General features: G+C 70.1%; 9 protein-coding genes. 4 read left to right on the top strand and 5 right to left on the bottom strand.

Annotation, left to right across the window (positions count from 1 at the left end):
* Positions 1-303: a helix-turn-helix transcriptional regulator gene (locus tag ACODTB_RS06020; protein WP_291111778.1), complete on the bottom strand. Its 303-nt coding sequence runs from the start codon at positions 301-303 to the stop codon at positions 1-3.
* Positions 304-409: 106 nt separating this feature from the next.
* Positions 410-2,845 carry a DNA internalization-related competence protein ComEC/Rec2 gene (locus ACODTB_RS06015; protein ID WP_488929159.1) on the bottom strand — a complete coding sequence of 812 codons (2,436 nt, stop codon included), beginning with the start codon at positions 2,843-2,845 and terminating at the stop codon, positions 410-412.
* A gap of 119 nt (positions 2,846-2,964) precedes the next feature.
* Here ACODTB_RS06015 and ACODTB_RS06010 point away from each other — a divergent pair, with 119 nt between their 5' ends.
* The 4 genes from ACODTB_RS06010 (at position 2,965) to ACODTB_RS05995 (ending at position 10,741) form a co-directional block, all read left to right on the top strand.
* Positions 2,965-6,471, top strand: a complete 3,507-nt coding sequence (locus ACODTB_RS06010) for a transglutaminase family protein (protein WP_291111781.1) — start codon at positions 2,965-2,967, stop codon at positions 6,469-6,471.
* 36 nt (positions 6,472-6,507) lie between these two features.
* Positions 6,508-9,171, top strand: a complete 2,664-nt coding sequence (locus ACODTB_RS06005; RefSeq protein WP_488929158.1) for a circularly permuted type 2 ATP-grasp protein — start codon at positions 6,508-6,510, stop codon at positions 9,169-9,171.
* A 91-nt stretch (positions 9,172-9,262) separates the two neighbouring features.
* On the top strand, positions 9,263-10,228 hold the full coding sequence (locus ACODTB_RS06000) for a transglutaminase family protein (RefSeq protein ID WP_291111785.1): 966 nt from the start codon (positions 9,263-9,265) through the stop codon (positions 10,226-10,228).
* A gap of 42 nt (positions 10,229-10,270) precedes the next feature.
* Positions 10,271-10,741: a RidA family protein gene (locus ACODTB_RS05995; RefSeq protein ID WP_291111787.1), complete on the top strand. Its 471-nt coding sequence runs from the start codon at positions 10,271-10,273 to the stop codon at positions 10,739-10,741.
* A gap of 106 nt (positions 10,742-10,847) precedes the next feature.
* Here the strand turns inward: ACODTB_RS05995 and ACODTB_RS05990 are convergent, their stop codons facing one another.
* The 3 genes from ACODTB_RS05990 to parC are packed head-to-tail and all read right to left on the bottom strand — an operon-like array spanning position 10,848 to position 14,511.
* A complete protein-coding gene (locus tag ACODTB_RS05990; RefSeq protein ID WP_291111789.1) occupies positions 10,848-11,027 on the bottom strand; it encodes a hypothetical protein in 180 nt (59 codons plus the stop codon).
* 21 nt (positions 11,028-11,048) lie between these two features.
* Positions 11,049-12,155: a DNA glycosylase AlkZ-like family protein gene (locus ACODTB_RS05985; protein WP_291111790.1), complete on the bottom strand. Its 1,107-nt coding sequence runs from the start codon at positions 12,153-12,155 to the stop codon at positions 11,049-11,051.
* A 7-nt stretch (positions 12,156-12,162) separates the two neighbouring features.
* Positions 12,163-14,511 carry a DNA topoisomerase IV subunit A gene (gene parC / locus ACODTB_RS05980; protein WP_488929157.1) on the bottom strand — a complete coding sequence of 783 codons (2,349 nt, stop codon included), beginning with the start codon at positions 14,509-14,511 and terminating at the stop codon, positions 12,163-12,165.
* Between the last annotated feature and the right edge of the window lie 22 nt (positions 14,512-14,533).

Genomic DNA, 14,533 nt, shown 5'->3' with positions numbered 1-14,533 from the left:
TCAGGCCGGCGTGTCCAGCAGGTCCACCAGCGACTTCGGCGCACCCGCCCCTGCGGGCTGCCCGAGAACGCGCCCACCCGAGCGCAGGAAGCCCTCCACCTCGGCGCGCAGCGCGCGTGGCACCAGCATCAACTCCATGCCCATGGCGCGGGCCAGTTCCTGCAGCGTGGACAGCCTGGGATCCATGCCCGCCTCGATGCGCGACACGGTCATGCGGCTGACGCCGGCGCGCTGCGCCAGTTCCTCTTGCGTCAGCGATGCGGCCTTGCGTGCACCTTCAATGTCCTGGACGATGCTCGTCATATTGAGCTTTTTGATGATTTTGATAAGTTAATTTATCATTATCCACCTGATTCAGCAAGCCGATTTGATCGTTTTGTTGATCATTTTTACAATCATGATCGTTATATTATTCATTTTCATGATTGCCATGATGGTGCCAGTACCGGCGGCCGACCTCGCGCTGGCACACCACGCGGTCGGGCTCAGCGCTGCGCCAGGTCGCCGCGCCGCACGCGGGGGAGTTCACCCAGGGAATGCCGCGCTGGGCATAGCGCTCCAGCACCACCGGCGCGGGGTGGTTGAAGCGGTTGCGGTAGCCCGACTGAACCATCACCAGCCTCGGGCGCAAGGTGTTGAGCAGCACCGGGCTGCTGGAGGTCTGGCTGCCGTGGTGGGGCGCGAGCATCACGGTCGCGCGTTGCTCGGGCCGCGCGAGCGCCAGGCGCACCTCGTGCGCGGCATCGATGTCGCCGCCCAGCCAGACGCTCTGCGCGCCGTTGGACACGAGCAGCACGCAGGACATGGCGTTGCTGGAGAGCCGCCCACGGCCGGTCTCGTCGTAGTCATCGGGTTGCGGGTGCAGCACGTCGAAATCCACCCCATCCCACCGCCAGCGCTGGCCCGCCACGCAGCGGCGCGCGGGGTCGCTGTCGTAGGACGTGAGCCAGCGCGCCTGGGGCTGCGCCGCCTGCACCGAGGGCGCGCCACCGGAATGGTCGCTGTCGCTGTGGCTGACCACCACCGTGTCGAGCCGCTCGCCGAGCGCGCGCAACAGCGGCAGCACCACGCGGTCGCCGGCGTCGGCGGCATCGGGCTGCGGCCCATAGCGCGGGCCGGTGTCGTAGAGCAGGCTGTGGCCGGCGGTGCGCAGCAGCACCGCGCTGCCCTGCCCCACGTCCAGCGCGATCAACTCGAACTGGCCCGGCGCCGGGCGCGGCGGCGTGTAGAGCAAGGCCGGCCAGAGCAGCATCAGCCCCGAGAGCCGCACCACCCAGGGCAGGCGCAGCACCAGCAACACGCCGCCCAGCACCGCCGCGAGCGCCAGTGACCACGGCGCCACCGGGCGGAACAGGGCCGCGCCCGGCCACTGAGCCAGCCACTGCAAGGCGAGCGACAAGGCCTGCACCGCCCAGGCGGCCCCATCCCACAAGGGCGGCGCGAACACACCGAGCAAGGCCAGCGGCGTGACCAGCAGGGTCACCCAGGGAATGGCGGCGAGGTTGGCCACCAGCCCCACCACCGAGAACTGGCCGAACAGCAGCAGGGTGAGCGGCGCGAGCGCCACCGTCACCACGCCCTGCTCCCGCAGCAAGGCCAGAAAGGCCCGCGCCGCCCGCTGCGGCCAGGAGCCCTCGGGCGCCGGCGAGCGCCGGCCCGGGTCGGTGGCGAACAGGATGCCCACCGCCACGAAGCTGAGCCAGAAGCCAGCCTGCATCAAGGCCCAGGGGTCGAGCAGCAGCACCGCCGCCATGGCCAGCAGCCACACGTGCGGCCAGGGCCAGTGCCGCACCGACAGGCGCAGGCCAACCACCACGACCAGCATGAGCACGGTGCGCTGCGCCGGCACACCCCAGCCCGAGAACAGCGCGTACGCCGTGGCCAGCGCCACGCCACCCAGGCCCGCCGCCCATGGCGTGGGCAGCGCCAGCAAGGCCTTGGGCCAGCGCAGCGCCAGACGCCGCCAGAGCGCACCCACCAGCGCCGTGGCCAGCCAGGCAAACAGGGTCACGTGCAAACCTGAAATGCTCATCAAATGAGCGACGCCTGTGGTGCGGAAGAGGTCCCAGTCGCTGCGGTCGATGGCCGACTGGTCACCCACCACCAGCGCGGCCAGCACGCCCGCGCTGCGCGGGTCTTCGTGCACGCGGGCCTCGATGCGCTCGGCCACGCCCTGGCGCAAGCGGTCCAGCGGGTGCCAGGGTGTGGCGCCCAGCCGCTGGGGCGTCGGGTCGCGCGGGCCGCTGCGCACATAACCGGTGGCCTGGATGCCCTGTTCCCAGAGCCAGCGTTCGCGGTCGAAGCCGTGCGGGTTGGCGTTGCCATGCGGGCTGCGCAGTCGCACCGTGAAGCGCCAGCGGTCACCCGCGCGCAGGCCGGGGCCGAGGCCGAGGCCGAGGCCGCCGGCCTCATCGGGCCGCAGGTACCACCCCAGTTGCAGGCGCGGCGGCAGCGCCACCGCCTGGCCGCCGCGCGCGGCCGACTCCACCACGAACTCGAAGCGCTCACCCTGCGCGCTTCGCTGCGGCAGGGAGGCGATGCGCCCGGTCACCTCGATGTCGATGCCTTGCAGGGCCGGGTCGAGCGCGTCGGCCGCGAAATGCACGGCGCGGGCCCCGGTGGCGCCGACGCCGATGAGCGCGCCCGCCACCCAGGCCAGCAGCAGCGCAGGAGCGGCACGCCGGGTCAGCCGCAAGGCCCCCAGGCCCAGCACGCCGGCCAGCAGCAAAGCACCGTAGACCCCCAGGGGCCACAGCGCGGGCTGCTGCAATTGCAGCGCCACGCCCAGCACCCAGCCCAGCAGCGCCCCGAAGCCGGAATGGCGCACGATCACGCCGGGCGGCACCGCTTGGTGGAAATGTCATGTGGCCGTGGCGCAAGACTTGCTAGCATGGCTGCAAGCCGCGTCGGCCGGTTGGTGGCTCGCGGATCCATTGTTGTTCCCCTCCCAGGAAAGTCTCTCGTATGGCCATCCATGTTGCCCTGAGCCACATCACCCATTATCGGTACGACCGCCTGGTCAAGCTGGGGCCTCAGGTGGTCCGGCTGCGGCCCGCGCCGCACAGCCGCACCAAGGTGCTCTCGTATTCCCAGCGCATCGAGCCCGGCGAGCATTTCATCAACTGGCAGCAGGACCCTTTTGCCAACTACCAGGCGCGCCTGGTGTTCCCCGAGCCCACCACCGAGTTCAAGGTCACGATCGACCTGGTGGTGGAAATGGCGGTCTACAACCCGTTCGATTTCTTCCTGGAGCCTTCGGCCGAGAACTTCCCCTTCAAGTACGACGCAGCGCAGCAACAGGAACTCGCGCCCTACCTGGCCACCGCGCCGCTCACGCCGCTGCTCAAGGCCTATGTGGACGCGGTGGACCGCAAGGAACGCCGCACGATCGACTTCCTGGTCGAGATCAACCAGCGGCTGCAGCACGACATCGCGTACACCATCCGCATGGAGCCCGGCGTGCAGACGCCCGAAGACACGCTCAAGCTCAAGAGCGGCTCGTGCCGCGACAGCGGCTGGCTGCTGGTGCAGATCCTGCGCCACATGGGCCTGGCCGCGCGCTTCGTCTCGGGCTACCTGATCCAGCTCACGTCCGACGTGAAGTCGGTCGACGGCCCCAATGGTCCCGAGAAGGACTTCACCGACCTGCACGCCTGGTGCGAAGTCTTCCTGCCCGGCGCGGGCTGGATCGGGCTGGACCCGACCTCGGGCCTGCTCGCGGGCGAAGGCCATGTGCCGCTGGCCTGCACGCCGCAGCCCTCGAGCGCGGCGCCGGTGGAAGGTGGCGTGGACAAGTGCGAAGTTGAATTCAGCCACCACATGAGCGTGACGCGGGTCTACGAGTCGCCGCGCGTCACCCGCCCGTACACCGACGAACAATGGGCCGGCGTGCTGGCGCTGGGCGAAAAGGTGGATGCCGATCTGGAGCAGCACGACGTGCGCCTGACTATGGGCGGTGAGCCCACCTACGTGGCCACCAGCGACCGCGACGCCGCCGAGTGGAACACCGACGCGCTCGGCCCCACCAAGCGCGGTTACGCCACCGAGCTGCTGGGGCGCCTGCGCGCCGAGTACGGCGCGGGCGGCTTCGTGCACATGGGCCAGGGCAAGTGGTACCCGGGCGAGCAATTGCCGCGCTGGGCACTGTCGATGTTCTGGCGCGCCGATGGCGAGACCCTCTGGCACAACCCGGCCCTGCTGGCCGACGAGCGCGACGAAGCGCGCCACACCAGCGACGACGCGCGCCGCTTCACGCAGGCGCTGGCGCGCAAGCTCGGCCTGTCCACCCAGTACATCACCCCGGGCTACGAGGACACCTGGTACTACCTCTGGCGCGAGCGCCGCCTGCCGGTGAACGTGGACCCGTTCGACAGCAAGCTCGACGACGAACTCGAACGCGCCCGCCTGCGCCGCGTCTTCAGCCAAGGGCTGGACGCCACCGTGGGCTATGTGCTGCCGCTGCAGGCCTCGGGCCGCAACGGCGCGCTCTCGAACAACGGCAAGAGTGGCTACCCGCGCATCTCGGGCACGGTGTGGTCCACCGGGCCCTGGTTCTTCCGCGACGAGCGCATGTACCTGATTCCAGGCGACTCGCCCATGGGCTACCGCCTGCCGCTGGACTCGCTGCCCTGGGTGTCGGCCGGCGACTACCCGTACCACATCGAGCAGGACCCGCACTCCGCGCGCGACCCGCTGCCGCGTGGCGCGGCCGTGAAGCACCAGGTGTCACCGCACCAGGTGGGTGGGGGCTTCGCCGAAGGCGGCACGGTCTCCATGCAAGGCATGGACTTCGACCCGGATGCCGAGACGGTGGAAGGCCTGCGCCCGGGCCAACCCGGCCCCGGCGCGGCGCCCGCGCAGGCCCTGGCCGCGCGCTTTCCGCAGCGCGCCGAATCGGCCGCCTGGCTCACGCGCACCGCGCTGTGCGTGGAAGCGCGCGACCCGCACCGCGCCAACGGTCCCAAGGCCGAGAAGGCCGGCGGCGGCAAGAACCAGCACCTCTACATCTTCATGCCGCCCATGGCGTTGCTGGAGGACTACCTCGACCTGCTGGCCGCCGTGGAAGCCACGGCCGAGAAGCTGGGCATGAGCATCGTGCTCGAAGGCTACCCGCCGCCGCGCGACCCGCGCCTGAAGATGCTGCAGGTCACGCCCGACCCGGGCGTGATCGAGGTCAACATCCACCCCGCGCACAACTGGGGCGAGCTGGTGGAACACACCGAATTCCTCTACGAGGCCGCGCACCAGACACGCCTGTGCGCCGAGAAGTTCATGACCGATGGCCGCCACACCGGCACCGGCGGCGGCAACCACTTCGTGCTGGGCGGCGCCACGCCGGCGGACTCGCCCTTCCTGCGCCGGCCCGAGCTGCTGGGCAGCCTGCTGGCCTACTGGCACAACCACCCCTCGCTGTCGTACCTTTTCAGCGGCCTGTTCATCGGCCCGACCAGCCAGGCGCCGCGCGTGGACGAAGCGCGCAACGACCAGCTCTACGAACTGGAGATCGCACTCGCGCAGATTGAAGAAAACCGCAAGAAGCATGGCTCGGACATGCCCCCGTGGCTGATCGACCGCACGCTGCGCAATATCCTGATCGACGTCACCGGCAACACGCACCGCAGCGAGTTCTGCATCGACAAGCTCTACTCGCCCGACGGCCCCACCGGGCGCCTGGGCCTGCTGGAGCTGCGCGCCTTCGAGATGCCGCCGCACGCGCGCATGAGCATCGCGCAGCAACTGCTGCTGCGCGCCATGATCGCGCGCTTCTGGAAGCAGCCCTGGCAGGGCCGCCTCACGCGCTGGGGCACCGAGCTGCACGACCGCTGCCTGCTGCCCACCTTCGTGCGCATGGACTTCGAGGACGTGCTCACCGACATGACCGACGCCGGGTACCCCTTCGACATGGCGTGGTTCGAGCCGCACTTCGAGTTCCGTTTCCCGCTGGTGGGCGAGGTGGCCGCGCGCGGCATCGAGCTGACCCTCCGCAGCGCGCTGGAGCCCTGGCACGTGATGGGCGAAGAAGGCGCGATCGGCGGCACCGTGCGCTACGTGGACTCCTCGCTGGAGCGTGTGGAGGTGCGCGTGAGCGGCTTCAACGACAGCCGCCACGTGATCACCTGCAACGGCCGCGCCCTGCCCCTGCAGAGCACCGGCACCGCGGGCGAGTACGTGGCCGGCGTGCGCTACAAGGCGTGGAGCCCGCCCTCGGCGCTGCACCCCTCGATCCCCGCGCACGCGCCGCTGACCTTCGACATCGTCGACACCTGGCTCAAGCGCTCCCTGGGCGGCTGCCAGTACCACGTCGCCCACCCGGGCGGGCGCAACTACGACACCTTCCCCATCAACGCCTACGAGGCCGAGAGCCGCCGGCTGTCGCGCTTCTTCCAGATGGGGCACACGCCAGGCCGCATGGACGTGACGCCGGCCCAGCACAGCCGCGAGTTTCCGTTCACGCTCGACCTTCGGACCTGAACACGCGGCCCGGGCCTGCCAGAACCTGTTTGAAGGATGCAACACGGCGATTCACGCCCCCCCGGCCCGCCGATACCCCAGCGGGCATACTCTAAGCCCGTGAATCCCGACCCCACCGAATCCCTCTTTGCCCAGTTGCGCCCGGACACCCCGGGGGCCTGGGCGCTCTCCCTGTCCGTGCCGGCGGACGCGGGCCACCGCGACGAGCTGCGCGCCGGCGGCGACCCCGAGGCCTCGGCGCTGTCGCGCCCCTGGGCCAGCTTCTTCGAACACATCGGCGCCGACGGCTTCAGCGACCTGAACCGCCGCGCCGAGAACCTCGAGCGCCAGATCCGCGACAACGGCGTGACCTACAACGTCTACGCCGACGCCTCCACCGGGCTCGAACGCCCCTGGTCGCTCGACCTCTTCCCCAAGCTCATCGGCCCGCAGGACTGGGCGCAGATCGAGGCCGGCGTGCTGCAGCGCACGCGATTGCTCAACGCCATGATGGCCGACCTGTACGGCGAGCGCGAACTGCTCAGGCGCGCGTTGCTGCCGGCCGCGCTGGTGCAGGGCCATCCGGGCTACCTGCGCTCCATGCAGGGCGTGCGCCCGCCGGGCGATACCTGGCTGCACATCGTGGGCTTCGACCTCGCCCAGGGGCCCGACGGCCGCTGGTGGGTGGTCGGCCAGCGCACCCAGGCGCCTTCGGGCCTGGGCTACCTGCTGGAGAACCGCATCGCCATCGGGCGCCAGTTCCCCAAGGCCTTCGCCGGCATGAAGGTGCAGCGCCTGGCCGCAAGCTACCGCGCCCTCATGGACGGCATCAAGCGCATGGCGCCCGAGGGCGAGAACGCGCGCATCGCCCTGCTCACGCCCGGCCCCTACAACGAGACCTACTTCGAACACGCCTACCTCGCGCGCTACCTCGGCCTCACGCTGGTGGAAGGCAACGACCTCACGGTGCGCGACCAGCGCCTGTTCCTCAAGACGCTCAGCGGCCTGGAGCCGGTGCACGCGCTCATCAAGCGGCTGGACGACGAGTGGCTGGACCCGCTGGAGCTGCGCTCCGATTCGCGCCTGGGCGTGCCCGGCCTGCTGCAGGTGCTGCGCGCGGGCAACCTGCTGCTGGCCAACGCGCCGGGCTCGGCCCCGCTGGAATCGAGCGCGCTGCTGGGCTTCCTGCCGGCCATCAGCCGCCACCTGCTGGGCGAGGAACTGAACCTGCCTTCGCTGGCCACCTGGTGGTGCGGCGAAGACGCCGCGCTGCGCGAGGTGCTGCCGCTGCTGCGCGACAGCGTGATCAAGCCCACCTACCCGCGCTCCGGGCTGGACACCGTGATGGGCCAGAGCCTGAGCGCGCGCGAGCTCGACGAGTGGTCGGGCCGCATGGCCCGCCACGCCGACGACTACACCGTGCAGTCCTGGCTGCCGCTGTCGCAGACGCCGACCTGGAGCGGCGAGCGGCTGATGCCCCGCTCGGCCATGCTGCGCGTGTTCGCGCTGGCCGATGGCCCGAAGTCCTGGCGCGTGCTGCCCGGCGGCATGGTGCGCCTGGCACCGCGCGGCCAGCTCATCGCTGCCATGCAGCGCGGCGGCAGCAGCGCCGACTGCTGGGTGCTCACCGACGGTCCGGTGGACCACACCAGCCTGCTGCAATCCGCGCCGAGCACGCTCACGCTGGCGCAGCAGAAACGGCCCGTGACCAGCCGCGCCGCGGAAAACCTGTTCTGGCTCGGCCGCTACACCGAGCGCGCCGAAAACAGCGTGCGGCTCGCGCAGATCGTGCTCAGCCACCTGGCCGGCGAAGAACCGAACTCGCGCGCGCTGATGGCCTGGCTGACCAGCATGGCGCGCGAGAACGCCCTGGTGCTGCCCGACGTGCCCACCGCCTCGCTGTCGGCGCGCGTGTTCTCGCGCAGCCTCATCGCCGCGCTCTCGCCCGCGCCCGGCGACGCGCTGGCCGCGCAGTCCTTCAGCGTGGGCTTCAACCTGCGCGCGCTCAAGGCAGCGGCCGCGCAGGTGCGTGAGCGCCTGTCGCAGGAGCACTGGAACCTGATCGAGCGCACCGAGGCCAGCTTCGCGCGCGACTGCGCCGCCCTGTCCACCGACGCCGAGTACGCCACCGCCGAAGCCATCGCGGCGCTGCAGAACGCCAGCGAACTGCTCGCGGCCATCACCGGATCGCAGACCGACCGCATGGTGCGCGACGACGGCTGGCGCCTGCTCTCCATGGGCCGCCACATCGAACGGCTCATCACGCTGGCGCGCGCGCTGTCGCTCGCGCTCGAACACGGCTGCGTGCACGACCAGGCCGGCTTCGAGGCCGTGGTCGCGCTGTTCGACAGCACCATCACCTTCCACGCGCAGTACCAGCAGCGGCGCGACATGGTGGCGCTGATCGACCTGCTGGTGATGGACCGCGACAACCCGCGCTCGCTGGCCTGGGTGGTGCACACGCTGCGCTCGCGCCTGGCCAAGCTCTCGCACAGCGCCACGCCGCAGGACGCGGTGCTCGCGCGCGGCCTGCCCGACCCCGACACCTGGGTGCTGCCCGATCTGAGCAACTGGCAGCGCAGCCCGGACGGCCAGCGCGTCTGGAGCGACCTGGCTGCCTTGCTCGACGGCTGCGAGATCGCGGCGATCGACCTCTCCGACGAGATCACGCGCCTGCACTTCAGCCACGCGGACCAGCGCAACCAATCGCTCGGGGCCTGAACCATGAACCCCCACGCTCCGCACTTCGTGTCGTCGCTGCCCCCCGAGGGGGCGCAGGCCCGCCTTGGGGCGGCCCGGCGGAGGGCCTGACATGCTCCTTCGCATCCTGCACCGCACCCGCTACCGCTACCACGGCGCTATCGACATGGCGCAGCACATGGTGCACCTGCGGCCGGTGGACACGGCCTCGCAGCGCGTGCGCTCGCACGAGCTGCGCATCGACCCCGAGCCGGCCGCGCGCAGCGAGACCACCGACGTGTTCGGCAACCCGCGCACCTTCTTCTCGCTGCAGTCCATCCACAGCATGCTGACCGTGGAGGCCGACAGCCTGGTCGAGACACAAGCGCCCGAGCCCCTGCCTGAAGGCCCGCCCTGGCGCGGCATGAACTGGGAGCGCGTGCGCGAGCATTTCCGCTACCGCGCCCAGGCGCCGTTCGATGCGGCCAGCGAGTTCCTCTTCGCCTCGCCCTACGTGCCACGCGACGACGCCTTCGCCGCCTTCGCCCGCCCCGCCTTCAAGCCCGGCCTGCCGGCCCTGGAAGCGGCGCGCGCGCTGATGGAGCGCATCCACAACGAACTGAGCTACGAGACCCACAGCACCGAGGTGAACACCCCCGCGCTCGACGCCCTGGCGCAAGGCAAGGGTGTGTGCCAGGACTTCGCCCACATCATGCTGGGCTGCCTGCGCTCGCTTGGTCTGCCCGCGCGCTACGTCAGCGGCTATCTGCTCACGCGCCCGCCGCCGGGCAAACCGCGCCTGATCGGCGCCGATGCCTCGCACGCCTGGGTCTCGGTGTACGTGCCCCTGCCCGCCTCGGCCGACGTCCCTGAGGCCGCGCCCACTGGCGCATGGTTCGACTTCGATCCCACCAACAACCGCTGCGGCTGGGGCAGCCCGGGCGAGGACTACGTGACGCTGGCGATCGGGCGCGACTTTGCGGACGTCTCGCCCATGCGCGGCGTGATCCAGAGCGGCGCTCGCCACACGCTGGCGGTGGCCGTGACGGTGGCCCCACCCGACGAACTGGAACAACTCCAGAGCGCCGAAGAAGCCTGAACCCGTCGATAGAATGGGCCGCTCATTCTTCAGGAGCGTCCCATGAGCATTTACGACAAGCTGACCCAACTCGGCATCACCCTGCCGCCCGTGGCCGTGCCCGCTGCGGCCTACGTGCCCTTCGTGCAGACCGGCAAGCTGATCTTCCTGAGTGGCCACATCGCAAAGCAGGACGGCAAGCCCTGGGTCGGCCAACTCGGCCTGACCATGACCACCGACGAAGCCAAACCCGCGGCGCGTGCCGTGGCAATCGACCTGATGGGCACGCTCGCCGCCGCCTGCCAGGCGGCTGGCACAGATCTGAATGGCGTCAAGCGCATCGTGAAGGTGCTCAGCCTGGTCAACTCCACCGCCACCTACACCGAGCAGCACCTGGTCACCAACGGCTGCAGCGAATTGATCGGCGAGGTGTTCGGCCCGGCGGCCGGCGCGCACGCGCGCAGCGCCTTCGGCGTGGCGCAGCTGCCCATGGGCGCCTGCGTGGAAATCGAGCTCATCGCAGAGTTGAAGTAACCCCCTGCGCGCCTTCGGCGCTCCCCCCTTGAAAGGGGGGCGACACCTTGGGCCGGCGGAGCCGGACCCTCGGTGCCCCTGGTGGGACACCTTCTCGCCGGCGCGGTCACTTCTTTTTGCGTTCGTTGGCGCGCCGCACCTGGCGGCTCTGGGTGGCCTGCGTGATCGCGGCTTCCTTGCTGGCGCGGCGCCGCGCAAAGTGGCGCGTGGCAAAACGCGCGACGCCAAACGCCAACGCCGCCATCACCGCGGCGATCACGATCCCGATCCATTCGCCGTTGTTCATCTTCTGTTCACCTGCGTCATTTCATTCAGATCCGGCGGGCGCCAGGAAGCGCTCGAACCGGTCCAGTTCCTCGTCCAGCGCACGCCGGAAAACGGCATCTCGGGGGGGCGCCTCGGCAAACCCCAGTTCGTGCCGAAGCTGCCCGCGCTCCAGGCGCAGGTTGGCCCAGCCCACCATGCGCTCGCCCCACAGCACCGGCAGGGCGTAGTGACCCATGGTGCGTTTCGGCGCTGGCACATAGGCTTCGAAGCGGTACGCCCAGTCCCACAGCATTTCGAAACGCCGCCGGTCCCACACCACAGGGTCGAACGGCGCAAGCAGCCGCACCCCTTCATCGGGCTGGTGGCGGCGCGAGGCGGGGTTTTCATCGGCCGGCCAGAACCAGGTGGTGCCGTCGATCACGGCATGGCCATAGCGTTCGCGCGCCGTCCTCACCACGGCGCGCGTCTCGGCCGACAGGTGATTGGCGCCGTAGCGCAGCAAGGTGACGAGGTAGCCGAGGCTGGGTGCCGGGATGGGCGCGTACAGCGCCACGATGACATCGACCAAGGCCTGGGCTCGCGCCAGACGCGCCGCCGGGCTGTCGTCCTGCTCGGTGTGCCGCATCGCCTCGTACACCCGCGTGCCCGATTCGCGGCGGCGCACGCGCAACCAGCCGTGGTGGTGCATGTCGTCGAGCAGCCGGGTGCTGGCATTGAGTTCACCGCCCCAGTAGCCAGCCACGCGGCCATGGTGCACGAAGGCCTCGCCCACCTCGCGCGGGTGGACCACGCCACGCTCCTGCACGAAGGCCAGCAGCTCGCGCGCGCGCTCGGTGGTGGCCGCGTCCCAGGGCCGGCGCGGCGTGCGTGGGTGCAGCAGCGCCAGCATCTCGCGCGGCACGAATCCGTAGTTGACGAAAGCATCTTCCTCGACGCCCAGTCGTTCGTAGCGGCGCTCCAGGTCGCCGGCGCGGTAGTCGCGCACCCGCTGGTAAAGGATGAGGTCCTGCGCGCGCGCCGGCGCGCGCATGGGATCGGCCTGCACGAAACCGAGCCGGCGGATCGCGGCCGGCAGCGTCACGGGTTTGAACAGGCTGCGCGCGATCGCGAAGCGGCGCAGCTCGGCCAGGGTGGGCGAGCGCGCCATCTTCGCGTTACTCCACCCGCGTGACGCGGTTGGGCTTGAAGCCCAGGTCGGCCGCCTTGCCCTTGCGGGCCCGCGCGGCGCGCGCGTTGTTGAGGCTGCGGATCTCCAGCGTTTCCTCGCGCTCCTTGCCTCCGCGACCGATGCCCTCGATCTTCACGCTGCGGGTGTAGGCGGCGGCGCCGGCCAGGGTGTCCTTGGCTTCGAGGTCGATCAGCATCAGGCCGCGACCACCCTTCTCCATCAGCTTGAGCTCGCCGATCTCGAAGGTGAGGATGCGCCCGCCCGTGGAGGCGCAGCACACGTGCGTGGCCGGCACCAGCGGCACGCCGCCGGAGGTGAAGGCCGCGTGCGACGGCGCGCACGGCGTTTCGCCTTCGCCGAGGTTCAGGAAGGTCTTGCCGCCGCGCTGGCGCGAGACCATGTTCTCCACCGTGGCCAGGAAACCGTAGCCACCGCTGCTGCTGAGCAGCAGCGCGGCGTTGGCCGGGCCGGCGAAGTAGTGCAGCGGCTGCGTGCCGCTTTCCAGCTCGATCAGCGTGGTGATGGGCTGGCCGTCGCCGCGCGCGCCGGGCAGGCTGGCCACCGGCACCGAGTACACGCGCCCGTTGCTGCCGAAGGTGATCAGCGTGTCCACGGTGCGGCACTCGAAGGTGCCGTACAGACCGTCGCCGGCCTTGAACGCGAAGCTGCCGGCCTCGTGGCCATGGCCGGTGCGCGCACGCACCCAGCCCTTGCTGGAGATCACCACCGTCACCGGCTCGTCCACCACCTTGATCTCGGCCACGGCCTTCTTTTCGGCCTGGATCAGCGTGCGGCGCTCGTCGGCGAAGGTCTTGGCGTCGGCCTCGATCTCTTTCACCATCAGGCGCTTGAGGCTGCCGGGGTTGCCCAGGATGTCTTCGAGCTTGCCCTGCTCTTCGCGCAGTTCCTTGAGTTCCTGCTCGATCTTGATGGCTTCGAGCCGCGCCAGCTGGCGCAGGCGGATTTCCAGGATGTCCTCGGCCTGGCGGTCGCTGAGCTTGAAGCGCTCGATCAGCGCGGCCTTGGGCTCGTCGCTGTGGCGGATGATGCGGATCACCTCGTCGATGTTGAGCAGCACCAGCTGCCGGCCTTCGAGGATGTGGATGCGGTCCAGCACCTTGGTGAGGCGGTGCTGCGAGCGGCGGGTGATGGTGCCCTGGCGGAATTCGATCCACTCGGTGAGCATCTGCCGCAGCGACTTCTGCGTCGGCCGGCCATCGAGCCCCACCATGGTGAGGTTGATCGGCGCCGAGGTTTCCAGGCTGGTGTGGGCCAGCAGCGCGGTGATGAGTTCCTGCTGCTCGATGCGGCTGCTCTTGGGCTCGAACAGCAGGCGCACCGGTGCGTCCTTGCTCGACTCGTCGCGCACGCCATCGAGCACCATGAGGATGCTGGCCTTGAGCTGCGTCTGCTCCTGCGTCAGCGCCTTCTTGCCGGCCTTCACCTTGGGGTTGGTGAGTTCCTCGATCTCTTCGAGCACGCGCTGCGTGCTCACACCCGGCGGCAGCTCGGTCACCACGAGCTGCCACTGGCCGCGCGCGAGGTCTTCGATCTTCCAGCGCGCGCGCACCTTGAGGCTGCCGCGGCCGGTGCGGTAGGCGTCGGCGATGTCGCCGGCCGGGCTGATGATCTGGCCGCCACCGGGGTAGTCGGGCCCGGGCAGCAGCGCGAACAGCTCGTCGTCGGCCAGTTTGGGGTTCTTCACCAGCGCCACACAGGCGTCGGCCACTTCGCGCAGGTTGTGGCTGGGAATCTCGGTGGCCAGGCCCACGGCGATGCCGCTGGCGCCGTTGAGCAGGTTGAACGGCAGGCGCGCGGGCAGCTGCTTGGGCTCGACGGTGGAGCCGTCGTAGTTGGGCACGAAGTCCACCGTGCCTTCGTCGATCTCGTCGAGCAGCAGGGTGGTGATCCGGGACAGCCGGGCTTCGGTGTAGCGCATGGCCGCCGCGCCGTCGCCGTCGCGCGAGCCGAAGTTGCCCTGGCCGTCGATCAGCGGGTAGCGCTGCGCGAAGTCCTGCGCCATGCGCACCAGCGCGTCGTAGGCGGCCTGGTCGCCGTGCGGGTGGAAGCGGCCCAGCACGTCGCCGACGACGCGCGCGCTCTTGACGGGGCGCGCGGCGGTGTTTCGATTGGGACCGCTGAAGCCCAGGCCCATGCGGTCCATGCTGTAGAGGATGCGGCGCTGCACCGGCTTCTGGCCGTCGCACACGTCGGGCAAGGCCCGGCCTTTCACGACCGAGAGGGCGTACTCAAGGTAGGCGCGCTGCGCGTAGTTCGCCAGATTGTCTTCAGGCTCTGGGGAGCTCAGGGGCAAGTCTTCGGTGGTGCTGTCCATGGCAATTCAATCAATTCAATAA

It is taken from the genome of Hydrogenophaga sp. FG152, from assembly GCF_057809615.1.
Note: the sequence above shows the minus strand (reverse complement) of the source record. Positions and strands in the feature narration are given on the sequence as shown.